This is a genomic window from Flavobacterium jejuense (assembly GCF_006491595.2).
Classification (GTDB): domain Bacteria; phylum Bacteroidota; class Bacteroidia; order Flavobacteriales; family Flavobacteriaceae; genus Flavobacterium; species Flavobacterium jejuense.
In genome coordinates this window covers 126,070-149,184 of record NZ_VEVQ02000005.1, presented here as the reverse complement: position 1 = coordinate 149,184, position 23,115 = coordinate 126,070, and the positions used below count along the sequence as shown (strand labels likewise).

Here is a 23,115-nt window from a genome sequence, read left to right as displayed (position 1 = left end):
AAGTATTTTTATGAACGATGCACATTTACACATGGTAATAAACCATTTTCCAATTATTGGATTAATTTTTGGAACCGGTATTTTATTAGTTGGAATAGTTTTAAAAAATAAATCTGTACAAAATACAGCATTTTTACTCTTAGCTATTGCTGCAATATTTGGATTTGCAAGTATGGCAACAGGTGAAGGAGCTGAGGAGATGGTTGAAGATTTGCCAAATATTGGTCATAAAATCATTCACGAACATGAAGAACTAGCTGAAAAATTCGTTCTATTTTTATACGCAACTGGTTTATTAGGATTAATTAGTTTTTATTTAAATCTTAAAAATAATAGTAAAGTTAAATTTGTAATGTATGCTACATTAGGCGTTGCAATTTTAACCTGTGTATTTGCAAAATCAGTGGGAACTTCAGGTGGAGAAATTCGTCATACTGAAATAAGAGAGACAAATAATCAACTTAACAACGCTGAGACTCTAAGGAAGAGTACGAAGATAATCACGATTAATCTAATTAATAATGGATGAAAAAGAAAAGGAATTAGAGAGCTATTTAGACAATCATTATATCCATAAAAGTAATTGGTTACGGGCAGCTGTTTTAGGTGCAAATGATGGCATCTTATCAACTTCAAGTATTGCAATAGGTGTAGCTGCGGCTAGTGAATTTAGAGAACCTGTAATTTTGGCTACATTAGCAGGATTAGTAGCAGGAGCTTTATCGATGGCAGCTGGAGAATATGTTTCAGTAAGTTCTCAAACGGATGTTGAAAAAGCAGATATTGAAAGAGAGAAAATCGAACTCAGAGAAATGCCAGAAATTGAACTACAGCGTTTAGCTCAAATTTATGAGGGAAGAGGTCTAAAGAAAGAAACAGCTTTACAAGTCGCAAAAGAATTAACACGTCATGATGCTTTAGGAGCTCATGTAAGAGATGAACTAGGAATTAATGAAATAAGTCAAGCGAAACCTTTACAAGCAGCTTTAGCTTCTGGAGCTTCATTTACTGTTGGAGGAGCTTTAGCCTTTTTAGTTACTCTTTTTTTACCAGTGCATAATATGGAATATTGGCTGTATGCATTGGCTATTTTATTTTTAGCATTTTTAGGAGCTTTAGCAGCAAAAACTGGAGGTTCAAATGTTTTAAAAGCAGTGCTTCGAGTTACTTCTTGGGGGACTATAGCCATGGTTTTAACTGCTATAGTCGGACATGTTTTTGGTGTAAACCTTGCATAAGTTTTCACTTTATCATTAAACAAAGTATAATTTTTAAAAAAGATTTGTTTTGTAAATAATAATGTCTTTATATTTGCAATGTTAAAAAATAACATAGAAATGTTTACAAATAAATTACATCATCACCATCATTTTTTCCACGCTCGAGCGAGGCAATAGTGATTTTGTAATATATCAAAATAATTATAAACCCGTTTGAGTAGATCAAACGGGTTTTTTCTTTTTAAAAAACGCAGTGATGTACTCAAACCTATCTTAAAACAAACAATGAGTATCTTAAAAATTGCAATTCAAAAATCAGGTAGACTTTACGACGAGAGTATTCAACTCTTAAAAGATTCTGGCATTACTATTTACAACGATAACGACCAATTAAAAGTTACAGCTTCCAATTTTCCACTAGAAGTTTATTTTTTACGTAATTCGGACATTCCTCAATATTTATTGGATGGAGTAGTAGATGCAGCTATTGTTGGTGATAATTTACTTGTAGAAAAGGGAAAAAACATTACTGTAGCTGAAAAATTAGGATTTTCAAAATGTAAAGTTTCTGTAGCAGTTCCAAAAGCATTTGAATACAAAGCATTAAATGATTTAGATGGATTAAGGGTAGCAACTTCTTATCCAAATACGGTTATTGATTATTTCAAATCAAAAGGTATGACTGTAGACATTCACCAAATTTCAGGTTCAGTAGAAATTGCTCCTAATATTGGTTTATCAGATGCTATTGTAGATATTGTTTCAAGTGGAAGTACTTTATTTAAAAATGGACTAAAAGAAGTTGAAGTAATCTTAAAAAGTGAGGCTGTTCTTGCTATTTCTCCAGAAATTTCATTTGAAGCCAAACAAATTTTGGATAAATTACAGTTTCGTATCCAATCCGTTTTACGTTCCAGAAAATCAAAGTATATTTTAATGAATGTACCCAATAATAAAATTGATTTGATAACCAAAATACTGCCTGTTTTAAAAAGTCCAACAGTTATGCCTTTAAGTCAAGCAGGTTGGAGTAGTTTGCATTCAGTTATTGAAGAAGATACGTTTTGGGAAGTTATAGATCAATTAAAAGAAGCTGGTGCTGAAGGCATTCTTGTTTGTCCAATTGAAAAAATGGTTCTTTAACTAATAACAAATTAAAAGAAAATGAATAAAATATATAATCCAAAATTTGAAGATTGGTCAGAAGTATTAAAACGACCAACTCAAACTTTTAGCGAAGTTGAAGAAACAGTAAAAGGAATCTTTAAAGAGGTTCAACAAAAAGGAGATCAAGCAGTTTTAAAATATACTTCTCTGTTTGATGGTATAAATCTTACAAACTTTGTTGTACCTCAAAATGAAATAGATACGGCAATAAATGAAATAGCAAGTGATTTAAAGAGTGCAATTAGTTTAGCAAAGTCAAATATTGAAAAGTTTCATACATCTCAAAGAACAACTAAAATAGAAGTTGAAACAACAAAAGGTGTTATGTGTTGGCAAGAAAAAAGATCTATTCAAAGAGTAGGTCTATATATACCTGGTGGTTCAGCACCTTTATTCTCAACAGTTTTAATGTTAGCGGTTCCTGCAAAAATTGCTGGTTGCAAAGAAATTGTTTTATGTACTCCACCCGATAAAAAAGGGAGTATTAATCCAACTATTTTATTTGCTGCGCAATTATGTGGCGTAACAAAAATATATAAAATAGGAGGTATTCAAGCTATTGCTGCAATGACATTTGGAACTGAGTCTATAGAAAAAGTATATAAAATTTTTGGCCCAGGAAATCAATTTGTTACTATAGCAAAACAATATGCATCACAATTAGGCGTTGCTATAGACATGCCAGCAGGACCAAGTGAATTATTAGTTTTTGCAGATGAATCAGCAATACCAAGCTTTGTAGCTTCTGATTTATTAAGTCAAGCTGAACATGGAAAAGATAGTCAAGTAATTTTGGTAACTACTTCAAAAAATGTTTTAAATGATGTGGAACAAGAAATTTACAAACAATTAGAAGTTTTACCAAGAAAAGAAATTGCTCAGGTTGCTATAAATAATTCAAAGTTAATTTTTGTTGATAATGATGAGAATGCCTTAAAATTAATAAATGAGTATGGTCCAGAACATTTTATTATTTGTGCAAAGAATGAGGATTATTTTTTAAATAATATTGAAAATGCAGGTTCTATTTTTATTGGAAACTATACACCAGAAAGTGCTGGTGACTATGCCTCTGGTACAAACCATACATTACCAACAAATGGTTATTCAAAAAGTTATAGTGGTGTCAATTTAGATAGTTTTTTAAAAGCTATGACGTTTCAAAAAATTTCAAAAGAAGGGATAATTAATATTGGCAAGTCAATAGAATTAATGGCAGAAGCAGAAGGATTGCAAGCACATAAAAATGCTGTAACATTAAGATTAAACAAAATAACAAATAAACAAACAAACAAAATTTAAGTTTTATTATGGAAATTAACGTTAAGAATGTGAATTTAGAATCGCTCATTAGAGAAAATGTAAAAACTATGCGTCCATATTCATCAGCTAGAGATGAATTTAACGAATTAAATAATGACGATATGATTTTTTTAGACGCTAATGAAAACCCTTTCGAAAATGGTCTTAATCGTTATCCAGATCCACATCAGAAAGCTTTAAAAGAGGTTTTGTCAGAAATAAAAAATATTTCAGTACAAAACATTTTAGTAGGTAATGGTAGTGATGAAGTTCTAGATTTGTTATTTAGAGCCTTTTGTGAGCCTAATATTGATAATGTTATCACTTTACCACCTACATATGGCATGTATAGCGTTTTAGCTAATCTAAATGCAATACAAAATAAAAAAATCATTTTAACGGATGATTTTCAACCTAATGTCAATTCTATTCTGAATAGAGTGAATGAAAATACAAAAATAATTTTCCTTTGTTCTCCAAATAACCCCACTGGAAATACTTTTTCAGAAGAAAGTATTTTGCGAATTTTAAATGAATTTAATGGGTTAGTTGTCATTGATGAAGCCTATATTGAATTTTCAGATAAACCAACATGGTTAAAAAGGATTTCTGAATTTGAAAATTTAGTAATTGTACAAACTTTATCTAAAGCCTACGGAATGGCTGGTTTACGTTTAGGATTATTATTTGCTTCTCAAGATATTATAACTGTTTTAGAAAAAATTAAACCTCCATATAATGTGAATAGCGTTTCTCAAAATTTAGCCATAGAAAAATTAGCAAGCTTAAAATACATCTATGAAATTGAAGATATTAAAAAGGAAAGAGAAAAAGTAATGAAGGCTTTAGTACGATGTAAAATAGTAACTGAAATTTTCCCATCAGAAACTAATTTTATACTCTTTAGAGTGGATAATGCTACTTTTCAATACAATCAATTTTTAGAAAATGGAATAGTGGTGCGAAATCGTTCAAATGATTCTTTATGTAGAAGTTGCCTTAGAATTAGCATTGGTACAAAAGAAGAAAATGAAAAAGTGATTGAATTACTTAAAAATTTAAAAAATGTCTAAAAAAGTCTTATTCATCGATAGAGATGGAACTGTAATAAAAGAAACTGTTGACGAACAAATTGATTCATTTGAAAAAATGATTTTCTATCCAAAATGTATTCCTTATCTAAGTAAAATTGCTAAGGAATTAGATTATGAATTAGTGATGATTACTAATCAAGACGGTCTTGGTACTGATTCTTTTCCAGAAGATACTTTTTGGTCTGTTCATGATTTTATTATGAAAACGTATGAAAATGAAGGTGTTATATTTAAAAATGTTTTCTTAGATAGAACTTTCCCACATGAAAATGCCAACACACGTAAACCAGGAATAGGATTGTTAACCGAATATTTCTCTAAAGCGTATGATTTAACTAATTCATTCGTAATTGGTGATCGCTTGACTGACGTAGAGTTAGCCAAAAATTTAGGGTCTAAAGCTATTTTTATTAATGATAACACAAATCTTGGAACTGGAGAAATCTCTGTTAAAAGAGAAGAATTAAATTCAGTAATTGCTTTAGAAAGCAATGATTGGCAGAAAATTTACGAATTCTTAAAATTAGAAGAAAGATCGGCTTCAATTATTCGTAAAACTAATGAAACAGATATTGCTATTACTTTAAACTTAGACGGAACCGGAAAAAGCAATATTAATACTGGTTTAGCTTTTTTTGATCATATGTTAGATCAAATTTCACGTCATGGACAAATGGATTTAGACATTCAAGTGAAAGGTGATTTAGAAGTAGATGAACATCATACTATTGAAGATACTGCAATTGCATTAGGAGAGGTTTTTGCAAAAGCATTAGGCAATAAATTAGGTATTGAACGTTATGGATTTTGTTTACCAATGGACGATTGTTTGGCTCAGATAGCAATTGATTTTGGTGGCAGAAATTGGTTGGTCTGGGAAGCAGAATTCAAACGTGAAAAAATAGGAGAGATGCCTACTGAAATGTTCTCTCATTTCTTTAAATCATTTACTGATGGAGCTAAAGCCAATCTAAACGTAAAAGCAGAAGGAACAAATGAACATCATAAAATTGAAGCCATATTTAAGGGGTTTGCCAAAGCTATTAAAGTAGCTGTAAAACGAGATGCTGACAAAATGATTTTACCAAGTACAAAAGGAGTGCTTTAAATAAGTAAAAAGTTTGAAAGCCATAAAGCCAAAAGGAGAATAATTCTTCTAAAATAGATTTTAAGACCTTCGACTTTAAACTTTAAGACCATACAAATGAAAATAGCCATAATAGATTACGGTGCAGGAAATATTCAAAGTATTCTTTTTGCGATAGAAAGGATAGGTTTTGAGGCTTTTGTAACCAATGATTGGAATTTAATTAAAAGTGCAGATAAAGTGATTTTCCCTGGTGTTGGAGAAGCGAGTAGTGCTATGGAAAAATTGAAAGAAAGTGGTTTAAATATTCTAATTCCCACGCTGAAACAACCTGTTTTAGGTATATGTTTAGGCATGCAATTAATGTGTAAAAGTTCAGAAGAAGGCAACACGAAAGGGCTTAATATTTTTGATGTAGAAATTATTAAGTTTTCTAATGAAGTAAAAGTACCACAAATGGGGTGGAATACGATTTATAATCTAAAATCTCCTTTATTTAAAGGGATTAATGATAACGAATACATGTATTTAGTTCATAGTTTTTATGCACCAAAAAATTCCAATGCAATTGCTTATACAGATTACGAAACAGAATACGCAACAGCATTACGTAAAGATAATTTTTACGGAGTTCAGTTTCATCCAGAAAAAAGTGGCATTCACGGAGAGCAAATTTTAAAAAACTTCTTAGAACTACCAATTAATTACTAGTAACTGTTCATTAATTATTAAAAAAATGAGAATAATTCCAGCAATAGATATCATCGATGGCAAATGTGTTCGTTTATCAAAAGGTGATTATGACACAAAAAAAATATACAATGAGAATCCGCTCGAAGTAGCCAAGTCTTTTGAAGCACATGGAATTCAACATTTACATTTAGTAGATTTAGATGGAGCCAAATCAAGTAAGATTGTCAATCATAAAATTTTGGAACAAATAGCTTCAAAAACAAGTTTAAAAATCGATTTTGGTGGTGGTTTAAAATCAAATAAAGATTTGAGAATAGCATTTGAAAGTGGAGCAAATCAAATAACAGGTGGAAGTGTAGCAGTAAAAAAACCAGAACTGTTTAAAAATTGGATTAGTCAATATGGTTTCAATAAAATAATCCTTGGAGCTGATACTAACAATAGAAGAATTGCTATTTCTGGTTGGTTAGAAGAAAGTACAGAAGAAGTAATTCCTTTCATTCAAAACTATCAAAAGGAAGGAATTTCTTATGTAATTTGTACCGACATTGCTAAAGACGGTATGCTTGAAGGACCTAGCTTTGAATTATATCAAGATATTTTAAAAGAATGCCCTAAAGTGAAATTAATCGCTTCTGGTGGTATTTCTACATTTGATGAATTACCTAAATTAGCTGAATTAGGTTGTGAAGGAACTATAATTGGTAAAGCTATTTACGAAGGAAAAATTACATTGAAACAATTAGAAGTATTTATAAGTAATTAGTAAATAATCTCAGTTTATAACTAATCACTAATTACCAGTAACTAATCACTCAAAAGATGTTAACAAAACGAATAATACCTTGTTTAGATATAAAAAATGGCCGTACTGTTAAAGGTTTGAATTTCTTAGATTTAAAAGATGCTGGTAATCCTGTAGAGTTGGCTAAAAAATATTCAGAAACAGGAGCTGATGAATTGGTGTTCTTAGATATTTCTGCCACTGAAGAACGAAGAAAGACTTTAGCAAACTTAGTAAAAGAGGTAGCAAGAGCTATTAATATTCCTTTCACTGTTGGTGGTGGAATTTCTTCAGTTGAAGATGTAGCTATCTTACTAAATAATGGAGCCGATAAAGTTTCTATTAATTCTTCTGCAGTTAAGAGACCAGAATTAATTAACGAATTAGCCACAAAATTTGGAAGTCAGTGTGTTGTGGTAGCCATCGATGCTAAACAAATTGATGGAAAATGGATAGTCCATTTAGTGGGTGGAAAAGAGCCAACAGTAATTGAATTATTTGATTGGGCAAAAGAAGTGGAACAAAGAGGTGCAGGAGAAATCCTTTTTACGTCAATGAATAATGATGGCACAAAAAACGGTTTTGCAAATGAAGCTTTGGCAATATTATCTGAATTAGTAAATATTCCTATTATTGCTTCTGGTGGAGCAGGAAATAGCCAACATTTTGCTGATACATTCATTCACGGAAAAGCTGATGCAGCATTGGCAGCTAGTGTTTTTCATTTCCAAGAAATTGAAATTCCAGATTTAAAGCAATTTTTAAAAAAAGAAAATATTCAAATTAGACTATAAAAAATAATTTTAAAATTGATTTTTGCTATTGCAATTATCATTCATATTGAAAGATGAAAATAGATTTTACAAAAAACAAAGACGGATTAATTCCAGCCATTATACAAGATAATTCAACAAATAATGTATTAATGTTGGGTTACATGAACCAAGAAGCTGTTGATAAGACATTGGAAACCAATAAGGTTACTTTTTTTAGTCGTTCAAAAGGTAGGTTGTGGACAAAAGGTGAGGAGAGTGGTAACTTTTTAGAATTAGTTTCTATTAAAAATGACTGTGATAGTGATACTTTATTAATTAGGGTAAATCCAGTTGGACCAACTTGTCATACTGGTTCAGATACATGTTGGCAGGAAGTTAACAAGCCAAATTTTGGATTTATCTCAAAATTGGAAAACACAATAAAAGAAAGAAAAGAAAATGCTGATTTTGAAAAGAGTTATGTAGCCAGTTTATTTGCAAAAGGGATAAATAAAATAGCTCAAAAAGTAGGTGAAGAAGCTGTAGAAGTTGTCATTGAAGCAAAAGACAACAATGATAATCTATTCCTATCTGAAAGTGCTGATTTATTGTTTCATTATTTAATTTTATTACAAGCTAAAGACTATCAATTGAATGATGTTGTAAATGTATTGAAAAGTAGAGAAAAATAGCTATGTTTAATAAAAATAAAAATCACTATTTATAGTGATTTTTTCATGTAGTGATGTGTAATATCTTTGCATTTTTAAACATCATAAATAAAAAATAATGAAACAAATTTTACTCATTCTATTTACTATTTTTACATTTAGTATAGAAGCTCAAACCACCTACACATATACTGGAATAGGAAATTGGACAGATCAAGCAAATTGGAGTCCTAGTTATCCGGGAACAACATTAAGCACCGCAGATGAAATTATTATTACGGCTGGTTCAGAGGTAACAGCTAGTCAATATACTATAAATGGAAAGTTATTCAATAGAGGGAAACTAACTAATAATTCTTCAGTAAGAATTAATGGAGAAGCTACTAATGAAGGGGATATTGTAAATAGATCTTTTTTTACAAATAATGGAACTGTGATTAATCTTGGAACATTTCAAAGTAATTCTTTTTTTGAAAACAATTCTATTTTTACTAACCAAAATATATTTCAAAGTAATTCTTTTTTTGATAATTATGGCACATTTAATAATGAAGCTACCCTTACAAGTAGTTCTTTTGGTACAAATAGTGGTACAATAAATAACACGGGTATTTTTAATATAGTTTATAATTTTTATAATAATGATATCATTTTAAATGATGGAAGTATTGTAATTAATTCAACTCTTTCGGGAAATAATACTTCACATAGTAATAATTTTAATCTAACAAATGGTTTAAGTCCAGGTGAAACTAGCAGTTTAAGGTTAGGAACTTATGTTTTTGATGCTGATTTATTTTTTGAAAATAATGCAAAATTATATATTGATATAAATAGTACCCAAAATGATTTAGTAACAGTCTCTAATGTGGCAACTTTAAATGGTAGATTAAATGTTACTCTTTTGGATGATTATAATCCAGTCATAGGCTCAGAATTTACTATTTTAACCGCAAATACTATTACTGGTACATTTAGTACTTTAAATTTTCCAGATTTAGGAAGTGATAAAGAATTTGTTGTTATCTATAATACAACTTCAGTTGTTTTAAAGGTTGTGGATAGTACTACATTAGATGCAGAAAATTTTATTTCAGAGAACTCTAATTTAATTTTATATCCTAACCCAGCTACAGAAATAGTTTCTATAAAAGGAATAACACAACCAGAAAAAGTAGTTATCTATTCCACTTTGGGTGCTAAAGTCGCTACATTTACTGTTGATCAAATAAACAATAGTATTACTATTAGTCATCTAAAAAAAGGAACTTACTTTTTAACTATTGGTAACAATAAACAAAAAATAATTAAAAGATAATCGTTTTTAGTAAATAATAAGAAACGCTCTATTTTTATTTAAATAGAGCGTTTTTAATATGTATGTATCATTTTTTTAATTTTTTAAGAAAGTATTTGAATGTTTATCTAGCATTAATACATATTGTCCTTTAGGTAATTCGGATACATTTATTTTATTATTGGTAATTGTAGAGTTTTGAATTAATTTACCTTCATTATTATAGATACTGTATTTTTCAAAAAAATATTTGCTATCAATATTTATAACTTCAGTAGAAGGGTTTGGATATATTTTTATTTTTGGATCATGTGCTAGAAAATCACTATTCCCTAAGAACGTATTAATTGGCATTTTCGAAATTTTCCCAGCAATTGTTTGTACAAAAAAGAGATCATTTCCAACAAGTATAGCACCATTAGGCCAAGAGTTAGCAGGTAATTGAAAAAGGTTTTCAAATTGAAATCCAGGATTAGAATAAATAGAGATAGAACTTACTGAACTTTCACAAATAAAAAATAATGCTTCATTCATAACAATTCCTGAGGCATAGTTTAAATTATTCAAGATAGTATCTAATATTCCACTGGAAGGATCATATTTATATAGTGCATTAGTATAATTAGATGTAAAAAATAATTTATTATCATGAACGGTAAAAAAATTAGGTTTGTAACCTACTAAAACGTCAGTTTGCAATGAAGTTGTTAAATTAATTTTCACTATTTTTGAGGCTGAATATTGACCAATATATAAATCATCGTTGATTTTAACCATAGGACCAGCGACATTAGCTATTAGTTCAGTGTTAAGTTCATCTGTATTTAAATCAATTTTGTAAGTTTTAAATGGATTTTCTACTCCAACAAATAAGATATCATTTTCAATATAAACGAAATTTGGATTTTCATTGAATTGATACACCAATTCTACAGTTGGATTTGTAAAAGTATGATCAATACGATATACTTTCTTTTGAACATAAGAATTAAAGTAAATATAATTACTTTTAAACGTTAAGTTTGATAGTCCAGCAGAATTAAAATCTGTTAATACATCTGTTACTTGACAAAATAAGAAATTGGTCGTAAGTAATAGTAATAGTAATTTAGTTTTCATAATATCAAGGATTTAAGTTAATTTGGGATTTTTAAATATACCTTTTATTTTTTTTCTTTCAGTTAGTAAAAAATCACATATTAACATTTATTTAACATTTTGACTTACTTACTGAATAACTATTTGAATCATTTTTTTTGTTTTTTTTGTTAATTAATTATGAATATTCTTATATTATCTATTAAAAATATAGACTAAATGTTTATTTTAATAAATGTAATAATAATAATTTAAAAATAAAGTTAAAATTTAAAATATTTGTTAATTATGATTAAAAAAGAATCATTATCATTCTTACAAGATTTAAAAGATAATAATAATAGAGAATGGTTTGCGGAAAATAAAAAACGCTTTGAAAAAGAACAAAAAGATATAAAGGAATTTTTTAATGAAATTGGTAATTCACTTGGTAAATTTGATAATATTGAAAATATACAAATATTTAGAATTTACAGAGATGTTCGTTTTTCAAAAAATAAATTGCCTTATAAAGTAAACTTTAGTGCTGGTTACAAAAGAACAAAACCCATGCTAAGAGGTGGTTATTATTTGCATATTCAAAATGATGCCAGTTTCGTTGGAGGAGGCTTTTGGGAACCTAATAAGGAGGATTTATTACGTATTCGTAAAGAAATAGAACTTGATGCTTCGGAATTAAGAGAAATTATATCTCAAGATTCTTTTAAAAAATATTTTGGTTCACTTCAAGGCGATGAATTAAAAACAGCTCCAAGAGATTTTGATAAAAATCATCCAGACATTGATTTAATTAGAAAAAAACAATTTTTAGTAACGAGATCTTTTTCTAATAAAGAGGTTCTGTCTCCTAATTTTAATGAAGAAGTTTTGGTTACTTTTAAAGCAATGAGGCCTTTTTTCGACTACATGAGTGATGTTCTTACTACTAATCTTAACGGAGAAAGTATTATATAGTATACATTTTTTTTAAACTATTAAAATCCATACTATTTGAAAGTATAATAAAGTAATCTTTTTGCCAGGATTGTGTTTTTATAGCTTGTTTATTTATAACTTTTTCCCAAATAGGATAAACTCTAAATGCTCTTTTTCCTTCCTTATTATTGGAAGTAATAATTCCTTTTTGAATTAAAATAGATTTAGGAAAAATGAATTGACCAAAATTATTTTCTGAAGAACTGTTTACAACAAAAAAGTCAAAATCATCATTTTCATGATAAGGTTGAATTGGTCCTATTTCACTTCTTTTCCAAAAAGTAACAAATTGACCTTGCTTTTTAGGAGTAATTTTAGATTTTCTAAAAATAACTTTATTATCATTTAATGAAAAAGAACAAGCACAATACTGTTTACTTTCGTCATGAGAAGTAACATTTGTTATCTTTAAAGAACAGTTTTTATAAATATTATTTTCTAATGTAAGTAACTCTGAATCAATCATTAATTAGGACGTTATTCTTCGAATAATTGAATTTGACTTTTGATACGCTCAATTAGCAAATTCATCATTCTTTTATTAATATTAGAGGAATTTAGGATATATTCTTTGTACTCAGAGATAGTAAATATTCCTATAACCATTCCTTTCAAAGAGTTTCTAAATTTAATATCTCTTTGAATTGCATTTTCAACATAACTCATTTTCTTTTCAGGGCTTAGTGTAAAAAAAACTCCCTTTTGTTTTATAGCATAATTTCTAAAAACTTCTAGGAATAAATCATTTTGAAATTTTAAAATAGGGCGTAAGGTTTGATTTTGAAATTTTTCTTCAGAACTTGAAGTTGCTGTAATCATACCAATGGATTCTCCTCTAATTTCTAGAATAACTTCATCTTTAGTTTTCATAGTAGCAATTTTTAGAATTAATTAAAGTTAAAAAAAAATAGCCTTCATAAATGAAGACTATTTTTTAGTTATTAAGATTGTATTGTTAATTACTTCAATTTAAAAGTAACTCTTCTTACTAATTTTCTTGCATAAGCAGAACTTGAATCCACAGAAGTATCTTCACCTTTAGCAACATCAATTAAGCGAGAGGCATCAACCCCAGCTTTCACAATAACATCTTTTACAAAAGTTGCTCTCGCTGCAGATAATCTTTCGTTATATTCAGTTTGACCAATTTCATCTGCATAACCAATTACTTCAACACTTTTATCTGGATTAGATTTTAAATATTGTGTTACAAATTGAATAGCATCATAAGAAGAGCTAGTTGGTTTACTAGAATTTGTATTAAAATATACATTTATATAACCACCATTTATCATGTCTTTAATTGATTGTTCTTCTCTAGTAGTTGGTTGATTGTTTTTCTTCTTATCTATGTAAGATTCAATTTCATCAGGAATACCATTGTTATTTAAGTCAACAGCACGACCTTTAGTATCAACGGTCATACCTGCTATAGTATTTGGTTCTACATCCAAATAGTCAACAACACCATCTCTATCTGTGTCTTCTAACATTGTTTTCAATTCAGCAACACGTGCTTCTAATTCGTCTAATTGTTTGTTTCTTGGGATATGCCAATCTGCATGTTTTTCATTTTTACCTAAATAAAACGAAAAGCCAATACTTGCATTGTACATAGTACTATTAAAACCTCTGTCTGCTGCAACAGAAGGATCCTCAAAACCGTCAAATGTATATTGTTGGTTTATATTATTAATCATTGTAAAGTCAGCATTAAGAGCTATTCTATTTGATAACCTAAATTGAGCTGTAAGACCTAATATAAAGTTAGTCATATCATCATTTCCATCAAAGTTATCATTGGTCATGTATGCAAAACCTAATCCAGTATGTGCTTGTAAGTTAATTGTGTTTGTCCAATCTTCAAACGTAAGAAGCCTTCCCAAATTGATTACTCCTTGTAAATCTGTTCTGTAGTATTTCCCTTCAAATTCAAAACTTTCTGATTTGTTTTTAAATGAATCTAGACCAAAATCTACTTTCAAACCAAATTTATTATTAAACATATATCTGAAACCTAAGTCTCCATGAATAAAATTAGTATTACTAGAATAGTAATTTGGAGAAAAAGGAGCACTTGGCTTACTTAAACCAGCATTTAAATCGATAGACCATCTGTTGAAATCAATTTCTACTTGTTTTTTAGCTTCCTCTTGAGCATTACCTAATGAGGTAACCATCAACGCTAGTGATAAAAAAACAATAACTTTTTTCATAATTTTTATAATAATTAAAATAATTGCAAAATTAAGGATTTTTTATGACCATAAAAAATAAAAAGTACCTTATTATACCAATTAATAGTCATGTTTATTCTATTTTTGTCTTTCTAAATCGATATTTAAATACAATATGATGAGATTTAATACAAGAAAATGGGTTAAACCAGAAGATTTAAATCCTAATGAAACCTTATTTGGAGGTAGATTATTAGCCTGGATTGATGAAGAAGCTGCTTTATATACAATAATTCAATTAGAAAATACAAGAGTAGTTACTAAACATATGACTGAAATTAATTTTATGAGTTCTGCTAAACAAGGAGATATTATTGAGTTAGGAATTGAAGTCATAAAATTTGGAAAAACTTCTTTAACTTTAAAGTGCAAAGCAAGAAATAAAATGACTCAAGAAACAATTCTTACTGTAGATTCTATTACTATGGTAAATTTGGATGAGTTTGGAAAACCAAGACCACATGGAAAGACTAAAGTAGAATTTGTTGAGGAACGATTAAAGAAAAAAGACTAATCTACAGTTATGCTGTTATCTAATTCGTATAATTCTAAATTAAAATAAGAAACAGAAGCTATTATGTGATCGAAAATATCTGCCATGATATGTTCATAATTTTCCCAAGTTTTGTCTTTAGAAAAACAATATATTTCTACAGGAATTCCTTTTTCTGTAGGCTGTAAATGTCTCACCATAAGCATCATTCCTTTATTTATTCCCGAATGATTTTTAATGTATTCTTCAATGTACTTTCTAAATAGACCAAGATTTGTTAGATTTCTACCATTTAAAATTAGAGATTTATCAATCGAATTATTCAAATTAAATTTTTCAATATCAGATTGTCTATGATTGATATAATTAGAGATATTTTGTATTTTTTTATAGTATTCTAATTGCCCATCATCTATAAACTTAACTGATTTGGTTTTAATTAGTACAAATCTTTTTATTCTTCGACCATCAGAATTTTGCATTCCTCTCCAATTCTTAAAACTATCAGAAATTAAACTGTAAGTTGGAATTGTGGTAGTTGTGTTATCAAAATTTCTAACTTTTACAGTTGCCAAATTTATTTCAACAACATCACCATCTGCACCAAATTTCTCCATAGTAATCCAATCACCAATTCGAACCATATCATTTACTGATACTGATATACTTGCTACAAAACCTAATATTGTATCTCTAAAAATTAAGATAACTATTGCAGAAATTGATCCTAATGTAGTTATAAAAGCAGTTTTTCCAATACTAAAAAGAACAGAAATAAAAGAGATAATACCAAATATCCATAGCATTATCATAATAACTTGAATATAACTATCTATGGGTTTATCACTATATCTAGGTTTGTTTTTTAGATAATCTTTTAGCGCATTAAAAACACTTCGAATAATCCATAGTGTTAAGATAATGATGTATATTTTAATACTTTTTTCAAAAAAAACTTCCCAATAAGAGAAATCTTTAAGTATGATAGGTACTGTTTTGTAAATAAAAATAAGTGGAACTAAGTGCGCAATATATTTGGCTGTTTTATTAGCTACTAAAAAATCATCAAAGCTTGATTTTGTTTTAGCAGCTACAATTGCTAGGACAACAATTAATATTTTTTTAAAGATATAATCTAATAGATAAGCAATAAAAATTAAAATAAATAGATTTATAAATAGATTTATATAAATAGCAACGTTTTCACTAAAATCTAAATTTTTAAGAATTTTATAAGCCCAATTAAATAGTGTCATTAAACAAATTGATTATAAGTATTTTTTTTCGATATAAAATGTACCAAAAGGGATTATTGAAGCTAAGCATATAATACCAAATTTCTTAATATCCCATTTTTGTTCCATTTTTAATAGAACGGCTAAAGCTATGTAAAGTATAAAAAGTAAACCATGTGCCATACCAACATGTTTGACAAATAAAGGATTACCAAATATATATTTCATTGGCATTGCAAAAAATAATAGAGCTAAAAGGGAAATACCTTCTAGTAATGCAATAATTTTAAAAAATTTTATCATGATAAAGCAGAATAAATAATGTAACCATAAATTACAAAGCGAAATACTCTAAGAGAGGCAAAAATAAAGAACTGTTTTTGAGGAAATTTAATCATTCCTGCAGCCAAACATGCAATAGCAAAAGGCAATGGTAATAGTGCTCCAACAGCTATTAAAAAACCACCCCATTTTTGCATATTTTTTATATGTTTTGTCATTTTTCCTTCTAAATAATCATTTATTTTAGGAATTAAAAGAAGAGTTCTTCCTTTATAATAGGAAATAACGCCTCCTAAATAAGAAAGTACCGCTAGAATAGATAAATAGAGTAGTGGTGATTGTGTGTTTTTTGTCCAAGCAATAAAAATATCTGGAGGTAGTAAACCTAAAATACTCTCTGATATTAAAAACAAAGAAAAAATAGATAAATCACTAAAGTTCTGAGTAACGTAATATAACATGTCATCAATACTCATAACACGGTAATTGATGTAAAGCAATATACCAATAACTGTAGCCAGTGGAAGTAAGGCTTTTTTTGAATTTTCCCATATAAAGGAATAGAAGCCTGTATACTTGTAATACTGGTGAAGTAGTCTTACTTTAGATTTTTTTTGTTTGGACATAAAAAAAGATTTAGGACTGCAAATTTACTAAGAATTTTCAGGTTTATTGTTAAAGTATAGATAAAAAAAGGGTCAAATAAAGACCCTTTTTAATAATACTATTTTTGTTCTATCTAAAATGCGATAAAAGCTTTATTATATTCTTTTAAATCTAATAAATTGTTTTTCTTAGATAAATCGTGAAGCAGTGATAAAAAATACTCAAAACTTTCAATATCATTTTCTTCAGAAATATTTTGTTCTATTTCATTTTCTTCGTTAATAGGTTCATCATCTGGAATTCCAATTAAAAAAGCGTCATTAGTTTCAAGGTGTTCATAAGCTAAGCGTAAAGCTTTGGTTACCACAGGATTTTGCTCTTCTAGAGAATATTCTCTAATTTTTTTCAAATCAGAAACTATTGAGTTTAAATCAAACTTGTTTTGTAAAACTTCTTTTTGAATTTTCTCAATTAATTTTTGTGCATATTTATTTTCCATAGATGTAATAGTTAAAGGGACGCAAATCTAAGATTTTATTCAGTTTTAAACAATTTTTTATGGTTTATTTATTTATTTTTAAAAGTATTTTTCTAGATATAATCCCATTGGTCAGCGTTTTTAGTTATAATAATATTTACTTTAATTACTTTTAGATAAATAATAATAAGGTTCATATTTCATTGATTAATAAATTAGTAAAGAATGTTATTAAAATCATTATGCAAAATGTGTTATCAAAGGATTATTATTAATGTACATTATTTGAACTATAATATACAGTATGTAAATTATTTTATACATTATTCATAACTTAAACAATTATGAATAAAAGCAAAAAAAAATCACTTCTTTATGCTCAAAACAAAAAAGATTTTGAGTTATTTCTTAAAAAAATGAGAAAAACTAAATCTACTGATTTATCTCATTTTATTCGTAAAATTTCTCCTTACTTTAAAACTTCTCGAATAGGCAATACCTTATCTGTTAGATTTAAGTATAGTCAAAATTCAGTTTTTTTAATTCTTCATGAAAATGAAAATTCAGTTTTTAAAACTTCCAAGATATTTACAGAGGTAAAAACTTCAAAAAACCCCTGTATAGATTTACTTATTCATGCTCAAAATTTTCAAGAGCTTTTACAAAAATTAACTTATAGATACGACTTATTTTTCAATGAAAACAACTAAAGAAACATTGCATAATATCGTTAGTGGTGTTTGCAGTTCAATTACTAGAGTGCATTTTACTATTGTTTTAGATAGATTAAATGATATTGATGACCGTTTACATAATGGTAAACTTGAAATAATGGATTTGTCTTTTCAATTAAGAGAAGCCTATACTTATTATTTAGAATTTATGGAACAACTTAATTTAACTCAATATCTTAAGTATGAACGCTCCTAAAGACTTTAAGGAATATGTAAATGAGTGTCAACGCTTATTTATTGATTATCAGGGCTTGAAATATGATTTAACTTATTTAATAGCAAAAGACGGTTATACAACAGAAACGGCTATTCTTTCTGATGTTGTTGTTAGTGTAAAACAAAAATATGAAAGTTATCGTGATGGTTATTTTCGAAAATTTAAATTTCAAGCTTCATTTTATAAAGAATTAATAAAATCATTGTTATAATGAAAAAAAAACAAAATAAAAATAAAAACGAATTTGATAATCAATTAATGATCACAAGTGATTTGAATAATATAGAAGTAAAAGACGCTTATATTTTTAGTAAAAAAGATATTGTTAGACCTGAATTAACTGTTTATCATTTGGTAAATGATTTATATTGTAATTTACCTATTCATCAAAAAATTAATGTTAAATCGTATTATTTAAATAATTCTGTTACTTCTTTTTTTGGCATGTATGAATGGGAACTTCTTTGTTTAATTGAAAATTATTAATGTTATGAAAGTTATAGTAAAACAAGATTTTTATCCTGATAAATGGTTTCCCTTTTTACACGTTTGTAATTATTGTAATTCAGTAGTTACAGTACATTGTTGCTATATGTCTGAAAACGTTTTTTTTCGTTCTGCTATTGGAGTTTGGAAACCAAAAATAAAATTTAAAAAATAAAATTATGAAATTCTTATATTATATAAATCTAGTTTTTTTTGCTCTTGTTAGTTTTTTAACAGTTTATTTTGGTGATTTTTATCATTTTTTTTTATGGTTTATTGATGCTATTTTAATGGCTAGGTTAACGTATATTTATTCATTTGATAAATAATGTTAGATACAGTAACATTTTTACTACATAATGTTAATTTAGATAAAATCGATTTAAACGCGCATAGAGGTCGTAAATATGTAAATGAATTTAATAGATTACTTTATGAGCGTTTACTCGATTATGAGAATAAATACATTAGTAGAACACGTAAATTTATAAACGAGGGTGTCGTCGAAGATATAGATGACGATTATTTTAAACGAAAGTCTATTACTAATTATGGTATAGTTAAAAAAAGACAAGGCGCAATAGTCGAATCATATGATAAAAAGGATTTTTTCTTTTTTCCTGTTCACGGAAATATAACAACCGCTTCAAGTGATTCGTCGTGTAAGTTTAGTGTAAATGAAAACACTGATACTTTAAAATTTGAACTTTCAATACCTAAGTATTTTTACGGTCATAACATAGCTCAATTTGTCCCTAATATTGAAAGTGAACGATACCGAAAAAACCCTTTTTTTATTAGAGAATTTGAAGGACAACTAAAGGATTTAAGAATCCGTTTAGTAGAATTTATTAGTACTTTTTTTCAAGATTTATCAGTATTACTTGGTATTCAAAACTTTAATCTCTTTAGATTAGAAGATGTTGAAGTTAAACGTTTAGACCTCTGTTATAATCAATTTTTCGCCAGTAAAGAAATGGCTATTGATTATCTTTTGGCGCAAAAAAAAATATACCATTCTAGAGTTAAAAAAAACACCGTAATAAAACAAGATTATGATACGTCCTTTGCTTTTCGCCATTCTACTGATGGATTTTACTTTAAGATTTATCACAAAGGCGCTGAATTTATGCATGCAGATTTTAAAAAAATACAAGCAATAAATAAAGATAAATTTGATTCTAATTCTAAACTTTTATTGCCTGCAAAAATGATTTTTAGAGCTCATTTTGAAAAGATTTATGAGCAAAAACAGGGTAAGGTTGAGGATTGTATTTTTGACTTTTATAATACTTACGTACTTACAAATGAGCATCAGCAATTTATTAAAGAATTTGAAAGTTTGTTAGTATTTAAAACTTCTAGTTTAGTGCAGGAAGCTAATAAGATTTTAAGATATGAAATGAGTTTTACTAACACATATTTGAGTACGCTTTATAAAAGGGAAGTGTTTCGCAAAAATTGTCCTGATTGGAAATTTTTAAAGAAGTCCTATAATTTAGTAGGTAGATATAATATGCATTTACAACGAAATAAAGAACGTGCTAGACAATTTAAGGTTATTAATAATATAACCAAAGATATGTTTCAAGAATATAAAATCATAGATAAATCTCTACATAAAAAACATGAATTTTTTTTATTTACAGATGCAAAATTGAAAAAACACGAACAAAGCTTAGGATTTATGGATTTAATGGAATTTAAATTAAATTGGTCTAAAGCTAATATTGTTGAAAGTAAAGAGGCTAGTTTTAGTGATGACTTATTTAAATTGATTTTTAAGCGTTTTAAAGAGGAAATAGATTTTTTTCAGATTAAGGAAGTTGAACAAACTAATACTACTATAGAACTTATTGAAAAGTATAATATAGAAGCTGAGCGAAAAGCAAAAAATTACATTAAAGCTTTTGGAAAAACAGCTTATCAGAAATTAACAGCTACAAAAAAGCGAAATATGAATATGTCTAAAATTCAAACATCACGTCTTAAAATAGTTTTAGATAAGTTTAATGAAGGTAAAGCTTTTGATTTAATAGTTCATGAATTAGCTTTAAAAGAAACTGCTATAAAAACCTTAAAAAAGGATTTGGAAAAGTTTAATATTTTTAAAAACACGGTAAAAACTACTTATTCATTTAGAAATGTAAGAACTGACTTTGCTAAGTATTACGAAAATTTTTTAATCGATAGAACTTACGCTTCAAAATTATTTCATAATCCTAAGCTTATTTCGTTTGATGCACTTCGAAAAGAAAATCATTTTTCTTTGAATACTCTTTATTAAAAAAAATGCATGCATTTTAATTGTTCGTAAAATCTGCCATTATATTGTGTTTATATCAATTATTAATTAATAACAATTCAAATGAAATTATTAAAATCTCCTTGGATCATCACTATTGCAGTTTTAATTGCAGGTGTATTTTTCAGTAACGAAATTGTCGATTTAGTCGCAAAGGCTAGTCCTGATTTGGCTAATAAATTAAGTAGAAATAAAACAACAGCGTAATTATGCAAAAATTAACAGTCGCTAAGGGCGAAAAAAAACAGTATGAAATAGAAAACGAATCTATTTCTTCTTTATCATTTCAAATGTCAACGGCAACCGCTCAGGCTTTAACACTGACGGATGAAATTAAAGTTGTCGTTTCTTTGAGAAGTGACAAAAAAGAAATTGAAAAAATATTTTCAGGTGATTTGCTAGATATTTTACAAATTTTTTCAGCAAATGACCCTAGTTATTGGGATGCTACTCAGAAGGGTGCTGGAGTTTACAATATTCCTTTATTTTTCGGAACAGTTTTGAATTTAAAAAATGGTTTAAGTTTATTTGTTGAAATTCAAAATTCGTGGCAAGCGGTTGATGCTTGTTTGATTGAAATGGCTACCTATCAAGATATGGGTGTCACTTCTCATATACCTATTTTTGAAAAATATTATTTAAATGATACTTTAAAGGTTCATAATTATAATTTAGGTTCATTTGTTAAGGGTGTTTACCTTAACAATCCTTTGGATGTCATTATTGACCAGTTGTTAATCGCTTCAAATCAATTTAAGGGTGAGTATGATGCTCAAACGCTTTATTTAGATTCCTTTAAGCGTGGTGTAGGAAGTTACAATGTAGATACTGCTTTACCGTTCTCTTTATTTAACTTTCCTAGATTGTTGGATAATTTAAATATTAAAATTACACTTCCGTCTGCTTTAGTTGGTACTGAAATGTATGTTGTTAGGTATGTTATGACTGAAAAAATAGTTCAAAATTATGTTATTAAAACAGAAGAACATAATCAGTCTAACATGACTTTAATTAAAGAAACGAAAGACGTTTCTTGTGGGTGTTCTCGTTAACAATTAAAATAAAAATAATATGCCGTTAGTAGGTGTTTTAACTTCCGCCGTTGGCGGGAGTTCAGTATCAGCAGGAGCAAGTAATTTAATTGATTCTGCTAACGGAACCGCAAGTCTTGACCCTAGTGCTATTTTAGGTGCTTTGGATGGTTTTGGTTTGAATGTTGTAGGAGGTTTAACAAACATTCTTGCAAATGGTTTAGATTTATCTTGTTGGAATAGTTCTTACAATCCTACCGAAGCAAAAAAAGATATAGTTGCTGACATTCCTTTTGCTTTGAAATGGTCGGGTTTTGAGGATAATCCAAATAGTGAAACTTTACAAAATTTAATGAAATTTATCTGGGCTTACAAATCTGATGCTATAAGTGGTCAAAGACTTGTAAAGTGTTCCGCTAAAGGACATAAAATGAGAGAGGAAGCTATAGCGAGTCTTTTTATTAGTGTAATGGATTTAGTTTATAAAGGTTTTGAAGTTAAAGAGGTTGGTTTTACTAGCGGAGAGTTGTATATCGCTAGTGGCGTACCTTACGCTAGAGGTGGTGCTTTTCGTTGGCGTTATGAAAATATGCCAATTTACGAAATAAAACCAAAAGTTAGTTCTGGTGGCTCAAATATAAATACTGGTAATTCAAATATTGGTAGTGTTTCCAACAGTACAGGTGTTACTAGTGGTGTTAACGTAAATGCTGATAACGCAAATGTTGGTAGTACAGATACTACTGGTAGTCAAACCGAAACTGTTTTAAACGTAGCGGGTTCTGATATACCTATTAAGGTTGACCCTAAAGAAAGTAAACCATCCGGTGTTGGTCTTGGTTGGTTAGCTTTGCTCTTATTACTTTAA

The 23,115-nt window shown here is 28.1% G+C and carries 29 protein-coding genes; 21 read left to right on the top strand and 8 right to left on the bottom strand.

What is annotated here, in order from left to right; all coding sequences use genetic code 11:
* Positions 1 to 10 precede the first annotated feature (10 nt).
* The 11 genes from FIA58_RS09300 to FIA58_RS09250 all read left to right on the top strand — a co-directional run bounded on the left by FIA58_RS09300 (position 11) and on the right by FIA58_RS09250 (position 10,091).
* The gene (locus FIA58_RS09300) at positions 11 to 529 is read left to right on the top strand and encodes a DUF2231 domain-containing protein (RefSeq protein ID WP_140962208.1); all 519 of its coding nucleotides are present in this window, start codon (positions 11 to 13) and stop codon (positions 527 to 529) included.
* Positions 522 to 1,238: a VIT1/CCC1 transporter family protein gene (locus FIA58_RS09295; protein ID WP_140962207.1), complete on the top strand. Its 717-nt coding sequence runs from the start codon at positions 522 to 524 to the stop codon at positions 1,236 to 1,238. The genes FIA58_RS09300 and FIA58_RS09295 overlap by 8 nt, the downstream gene beginning before the upstream one ends.
* A 267-nt stretch (positions 1,239 to 1,505) precedes the next feature.
* Entirely contained in the window at positions 1,506 to 2,363 is an 858-nt protein-coding gene (gene hisG, locus FIA58_RS09290; RefSeq protein ID WP_140962206.1) for an ATP phosphoribosyltransferase, read from the top strand.
* Positions 2,364 to 2,384: 21 nt separating this feature from the next.
* Positions 2,385 to 3,689, top strand: coding sequence for a histidinol dehydrogenase (gene hisD / locus FIA58_RS09285; RefSeq protein WP_140962205.1), 1,305 nt, complete (start codon positions 2,385 to 2,387; stop codon positions 3,687 to 3,689).
* An 8-nt stretch (positions 3,690 to 3,697) separates the two neighbouring features.
* Positions 3,698 to 4,762 carry a histidinol-phosphate transaminase gene (gene hisC, locus FIA58_RS09280; protein WP_140962204.1) on the top strand — a complete coding sequence of 355 codons (1,065 nt, stop codon included), beginning with the start codon at positions 3,698 to 3,700 and terminating at the stop codon, positions 4,760 to 4,762.
* Positions 4,755 to 5,891: a bifunctional histidinol-phosphatase/imidazoleglycerol-phosphate dehydratase HisB gene (gene hisB / locus FIA58_RS09275; RefSeq protein WP_140962203.1), complete on the top strand. Its 1,137-nt coding sequence runs from the start codon at positions 4,755 to 4,757 to the stop codon at positions 5,889 to 5,891. The genes hisC and hisB overlap by 8 nt, the downstream gene beginning before the upstream one ends.
* Before the next feature lie 96 nt (positions 5,892 to 5,987).
* On the top strand, positions 5,988 to 6,581 hold the full coding sequence (hisH, locus tag FIA58_RS09270; RefSeq protein WP_140962202.1) for an imidazole glycerol phosphate synthase subunit HisH: 594 nt from the start codon (positions 5,988 to 5,990) through the stop codon (positions 6,579 to 6,581).
* Between the two features lie 25 nt (positions 6,582 to 6,606).
* Complete coding sequence (gene hisA / locus FIA58_RS09265; RefSeq protein WP_140962201.1) at positions 6,607 to 7,329, top strand: 1-(5-phosphoribosyl)-5-[(5-phosphoribosylamino)methylideneamino]imidazole-4-carboxamide isomerase; 723 nt, start codon at positions 6,607 to 6,609, stop codon at positions 7,327 to 7,329.
* Between the two features lie 56 nt (positions 7,330 to 7,385).
* Positions 7,386 to 8,141, top strand: a complete 756-nt coding sequence (hisF, locus tag FIA58_RS09260) for an imidazole glycerol phosphate synthase subunit HisF (protein WP_140962200.1) — start codon at positions 7,386 to 7,388, stop codon at positions 8,139 to 8,141.
* A gap of 53 nt (positions 8,142 to 8,194) precedes the next feature.
* Positions 8,195 to 8,794 (top strand): bifunctional phosphoribosyl-AMP cyclohydrolase/phosphoribosyl-ATP diphosphatase HisIE, encoded by a 600-nt coding sequence (gene hisIE, locus FIA58_RS09255; protein ID WP_140962199.1) that lies wholly within the window; start codon positions 8,195 to 8,197, stop codon positions 8,792 to 8,794.
* A 97-nt stretch (positions 8,795 to 8,891) separates the two neighbouring features.
* Positions 8,892 to 10,091: a T9SS type A sorting domain-containing protein gene (locus FIA58_RS09250; protein WP_140962198.1), complete on the top strand. Its 1,200-nt coding sequence runs from the start codon at positions 8,892 to 8,894 to the stop codon at positions 10,089 to 10,091.
* Positions 10,092 to 10,166: 75 nt separating this feature from the next.
* On the opposite strand, the gene FIA58_RS09245 is transcribed toward FIA58_RS09250, so the two are convergent.
* Positions 10,167 to 11,189, bottom strand: coding sequence for a T9SS type A sorting domain-containing protein (locus FIA58_RS09245; RefSeq protein ID WP_140962197.1), 1,023 nt, complete (start codon positions 11,187 to 11,189; stop codon positions 10,167 to 10,169).
* Between the two features lie 267 nt (positions 11,190 to 11,456).
* Between FIA58_RS09245 and FIA58_RS09240 the strand changes: the two genes are divergently transcribed.
* On the top strand, positions 11,457 to 12,122 hold the full coding sequence (locus tag FIA58_RS09240) for a DUF2461 domain-containing protein (RefSeq protein ID WP_140962196.1): 666 nt from the start codon (positions 11,457 to 11,459) through the stop codon (positions 12,120 to 12,122).
* Here the strand turns inward: FIA58_RS09240 and FIA58_RS09235 are convergent.
* The 3 genes from FIA58_RS09235 to FIA58_RS09225 form a co-directional block, all read right to left on the bottom strand.
* A complete protein-coding gene (locus tag FIA58_RS09235; protein ID WP_140962195.1) occupies positions 12,115 to 12,609 on the bottom strand; it encodes a MepB family protein in 495 nt (164 codons plus the stop codon). The genes FIA58_RS09240 and FIA58_RS09235 overlap by 8 nt on opposite strands.
* Before the next feature lie 11 nt (positions 12,610 to 12,620).
* Positions 12,621 to 13,013 carry a glyoxalase gene (locus FIA58_RS09230; RefSeq protein WP_140962194.1) on the bottom strand — a complete coding sequence of 131 codons (393 nt, stop codon included), beginning with the start codon at positions 13,011 to 13,013 and terminating at the stop codon, positions 12,621 to 12,623.
* Positions 13,014 to 13,102: 89 nt separating this feature from the next.
* On the bottom strand, positions 13,103 to 14,359 hold the full coding sequence (locus tag FIA58_RS09225) for an OmpA family protein (RefSeq protein WP_140962193.1): 1,257 nt from the start codon (positions 14,357 to 14,359) through the stop codon (positions 13,103 to 13,105).
* 139 nt (positions 14,360 to 14,498) lie between these two features.
* On the opposite strand from FIA58_RS09225, the gene FIA58_RS09220 reads away from it, so the two are divergent.
* Positions 14,499 to 14,894 carry an acyl-CoA thioesterase gene (locus FIA58_RS09220; protein ID WP_140962192.1) on the top strand — a complete coding sequence of 132 codons (396 nt, stop codon included), beginning with the start codon at positions 14,499 to 14,501 and terminating at the stop codon, positions 14,892 to 14,894.
* Here the strand turns inward: FIA58_RS09220 and FIA58_RS09215 are convergent.
* From FIA58_RS09215 to FIA58_RS09200, 4 genes are all read right to left on the bottom strand, one after another.
* Positions 14,891 to 16,129 carry a mechanosensitive ion channel family protein gene (locus tag FIA58_RS09215; RefSeq protein WP_140962191.1) on the bottom strand — a complete coding sequence of 413 codons (1,239 nt, stop codon included), beginning with the start codon at positions 16,127 to 16,129 and terminating at the stop codon, positions 14,891 to 14,893. The two genes, FIA58_RS09220 and FIA58_RS09215, sit on opposite strands and share 4 nt — an antisense overlap.
* Before the next feature lie 12 nt (positions 16,130 to 16,141).
* Positions 16,142 to 16,411, bottom strand: coding sequence for a DUF3817 domain-containing protein (locus tag FIA58_RS09210; RefSeq protein WP_140962190.1), 270 nt, complete (start codon positions 16,409 to 16,411; stop codon positions 16,142 to 16,144).
* Positions 16,408 to 17,016 (bottom strand): YqaA family protein, encoded by a 609-nt coding sequence (locus tag FIA58_RS09205; RefSeq protein ID WP_140962189.1) that lies wholly within the window; start codon positions 17,014 to 17,016, stop codon positions 16,408 to 16,410. The genes FIA58_RS09210 and FIA58_RS09205 overlap by 4 nt, the downstream gene beginning before the upstream one ends.
* A gap of 113 nt (positions 17,017 to 17,129) precedes the next feature.
* Complete coding sequence (locus tag FIA58_RS09200; protein WP_140962188.1) at positions 17,130 to 17,495, bottom strand: hypothetical protein; 366 nt, start codon at positions 17,493 to 17,495, stop codon at positions 17,130 to 17,132.
* 395 nt (positions 17,496 to 17,890) lie between these two features.
* Here FIA58_RS09200 and FIA58_RS09195 point away from each other — a divergent pair, with 395 nt between their 5' ends.
* From FIA58_RS09195 to FIA58_RS09160, 8 genes are all read left to right on the top strand, one after another.
* Positions 17,891 to 18,184, top strand: coding sequence for a hypothetical protein (locus FIA58_RS09195; protein WP_140962187.1), 294 nt, complete (start codon positions 17,891 to 17,893; stop codon positions 18,182 to 18,184).
* A complete protein-coding gene (locus FIA58_RS09190; RefSeq protein ID WP_140962186.1) occupies positions 18,171 to 18,404 on the top strand; it encodes a hypothetical protein in 234 nt (77 codons plus the stop codon). Before FIA58_RS09195 ends, FIA58_RS09190 begins: the two co-directional genes overlap by 14 nt.
* Positions 18,391 to 18,636: a hypothetical protein gene (locus FIA58_RS09185; RefSeq protein WP_140962185.1), complete on the top strand. Its 246-nt coding sequence runs from the start codon at positions 18,391 to 18,393 to the stop codon at positions 18,634 to 18,636. The genes FIA58_RS09190 and FIA58_RS09185 overlap by 14 nt, the downstream gene beginning before the upstream one ends.
* Complete coding sequence (locus tag FIA58_RS09180; protein ID WP_140962184.1) at positions 18,636 to 18,911, top strand: hypothetical protein; 276 nt, start codon at positions 18,636 to 18,638, stop codon at positions 18,909 to 18,911. The genes FIA58_RS09185 and FIA58_RS09180 overlap by 1 nt, the downstream gene beginning before the upstream one ends.
* A gap of 328 nt (positions 18,912 to 19,239) precedes the next feature.
* Positions 19,240 to 21,198, top strand: a complete 1,959-nt coding sequence (locus FIA58_RS09175) for a hypothetical protein (protein WP_140962183.1) — start codon at positions 19,240 to 19,242, stop codon at positions 21,196 to 21,198.
* Between the two features lie 81 nt (positions 21,199 to 21,279).
* A complete protein-coding gene (locus FIA58_RS09170) occupies positions 21,280 to 21,423 on the top strand; it encodes a hypothetical protein (protein ID WP_165928887.1) in 144 nt (47 codons plus the stop codon).
* Between the two features lie 2 nt (positions 21,424 to 21,425).
* Positions 21,426 to 22,268: a hypothetical protein gene (locus FIA58_RS09165; RefSeq protein ID WP_140962182.1), complete on the top strand. Its 843-nt coding sequence runs from the start codon at positions 21,426 to 21,428 to the stop codon at positions 22,266 to 22,268.
* A gap of 19 nt (positions 22,269 to 22,287) precedes the next feature.
* Positions 22,288 to 23,115, top strand: coding sequence for a hypothetical protein (locus tag FIA58_RS09160; protein ID WP_140962181.1), 828 nt, complete (start codon positions 22,288 to 22,290; stop codon positions 23,113 to 23,115).

Bases quoted from the DNA above. Each gene is read 5' to 3' on its own strand.
- FIA58_RS09160 (WP_140962181.1), top strand. From the start codon at position 22,288: ATGCCGTTAGTAGGTGTTTTAACTTCCGCCGTTGGCGGGAGTTCAGTA.
- FIA58_RS09300 (WP_140962208.1), top strand. From the start codon at position 11: ATGAACGATGCACATTTACACATGGTAATAAACCATTTTCCAATTATT.
- hisD (WP_140962205.1), top strand. From the start codon at position 2,385: ATGAATAAAATATATAATCCAAAATTTGAAGATTGGTCAGAAGTATTA.
- hisIE (WP_140962199.1), top strand. From the start codon at position 8,195: ATGAAAATAGATTTTACAAAAAACAAAGACGGATTAATTCCAGCCATT.
- hisH (WP_140962202.1), top strand. From the start codon at position 5,988: ATGAAAATAGCCATAATAGATTACGGTGCAGGAAATATTCAAAGTATT.
- hisB (WP_140962203.1), top strand. From the start codon at position 4,755: ATGTCTAAAAAAGTCTTATTCATCGATAGAGATGGAACTGTAATAAAA.
- FIA58_RS09295 (WP_140962207.1), top strand. From the start codon at position 522: ATGGATGAAAAAGAAAAGGAATTAGAGAGCTATTTAGACAATCATTAT.
- hisF (WP_140962200.1), top strand. From the start codon at position 7,386: ATGTTAACAAAACGAATAATACCTTGTTTAGATATAAAAAATGGCCGT.
- FIA58_RS09225 (WP_140962193.1), bottom strand. From the start codon at position 14,359: ATGAAAAAAGTTATTGTTTTTTTATCACTAGCGTTGATGGTTACCTCA.
- FIA58_RS09175 (WP_140962183.1), top strand. From the start codon at position 19,240: ATGTTAGATACAGTAACATTTTTACTACATAATGTTAATTTAGATAAA.
- FIA58_RS09165 (WP_140962182.1), top strand. From the start codon at position 21,426: ATGCAAAAATTAACAGTCGCTAAGGGCGAAAAAAAACAGTATGAAATA.
- FIA58_RS09230 (WP_140962194.1), bottom strand. From the start codon at position 13,013: ATGAAAACTAAAGATGAAGTTATTCTAGAAATTAGAGGAGAATCCATT.
- FIA58_RS09180 (WP_140962184.1), top strand. From the start codon at position 18,636: ATGAAAAAAAAACAAAATAAAAATAAAAACGAATTTGATAATCAATTA.
- FIA58_RS09235 (WP_140962195.1), bottom strand. From the start codon at position 12,609: ATGATTGATTCAGAGTTACTTACATTAGAAAATAATATTTATAAAAAC.
- FIA58_RS09215 (WP_140962191.1), bottom strand. From the start codon at position 16,129: ATGACACTATTTAATTGGGCTTATAAAATTCTTAAAAATTTAGATTTT.
- FIA58_RS09220 (WP_140962192.1), top strand. From the start codon at position 14,499: ATGAGATTTAATACAAGAAAATGGGTTAAACCAGAAGATTTAAATCCT.
- hisG (WP_140962206.1), top strand. From the start codon at position 1,506: ATGAGTATCTTAAAAATTGCAATTCAAAAATCAGGTAGACTTTACGAC.
- FIA58_RS09195 (WP_140962187.1), top strand. From the start codon at position 17,891: ATGAGAAAAACTAAATCTACTGATTTATCTCATTTTATTCGTAAAATT.
- FIA58_RS09240 (WP_140962196.1), top strand. From the start codon at position 11,457: ATGATTAAAAAAGAATCATTATCATTCTTACAAGATTTAAAAGATAAT.
- FIA58_RS09205 (WP_140962189.1), bottom strand. From the start codon at position 17,016: ATGTCCAAACAAAAAAAATCTAAAGTAAGACTACTTCACCAGTATTAC.
- FIA58_RS09250 (WP_140962198.1), top strand. From the start codon at position 8,892: ATGAAACAAATTTTACTCATTCTATTTACTATTTTTACATTTAGTATA.
- hisC (WP_140962204.1), top strand. From the start codon at position 3,698: ATGGAAATTAACGTTAAGAATGTGAATTTAGAATCGCTCATTAGAGAA.
- FIA58_RS09245 (WP_140962197.1), bottom strand. From the start codon at position 11,189: ATGAAAACTAAATTACTATTACTATTACTTACGACCAATTTCTTATTT.
- FIA58_RS09190 (WP_140962186.1), top strand. From the start codon at position 18,171: ATGAAAACAACTAAAGAAACATTGCATAATATCGTTAGTGGTGTTTGC.
- FIA58_RS09200 (WP_140962188.1), bottom strand. From the start codon at position 17,495: ATGGAAAATAAATATGCACAAAAATTAATTGAGAAAATTCAAAAAGAA.
- FIA58_RS09170 (WP_165928887.1), top strand. From the start codon at position 21,280: ATGAAATTATTAAAATCTCCTTGGATCATCACTATTGCAGTTTTAATT.
- FIA58_RS09185 (WP_140962185.1), top strand. From the start codon at position 18,391: ATGAACGCTCCTAAAGACTTTAAGGAATATGTAAATGAGTGTCAACGC.
- FIA58_RS09210 (WP_140962190.1), bottom strand. From the start codon at position 16,411: ATGATAAAATTTTTTAAAATTATTGCATTACTAGAAGGTATTTCCCTT.
- hisA (WP_140962201.1), top strand. From the start codon at position 6,607: ATGAGAATAATTCCAGCAATAGATATCATCGATGGCAAATGTGTTCGT.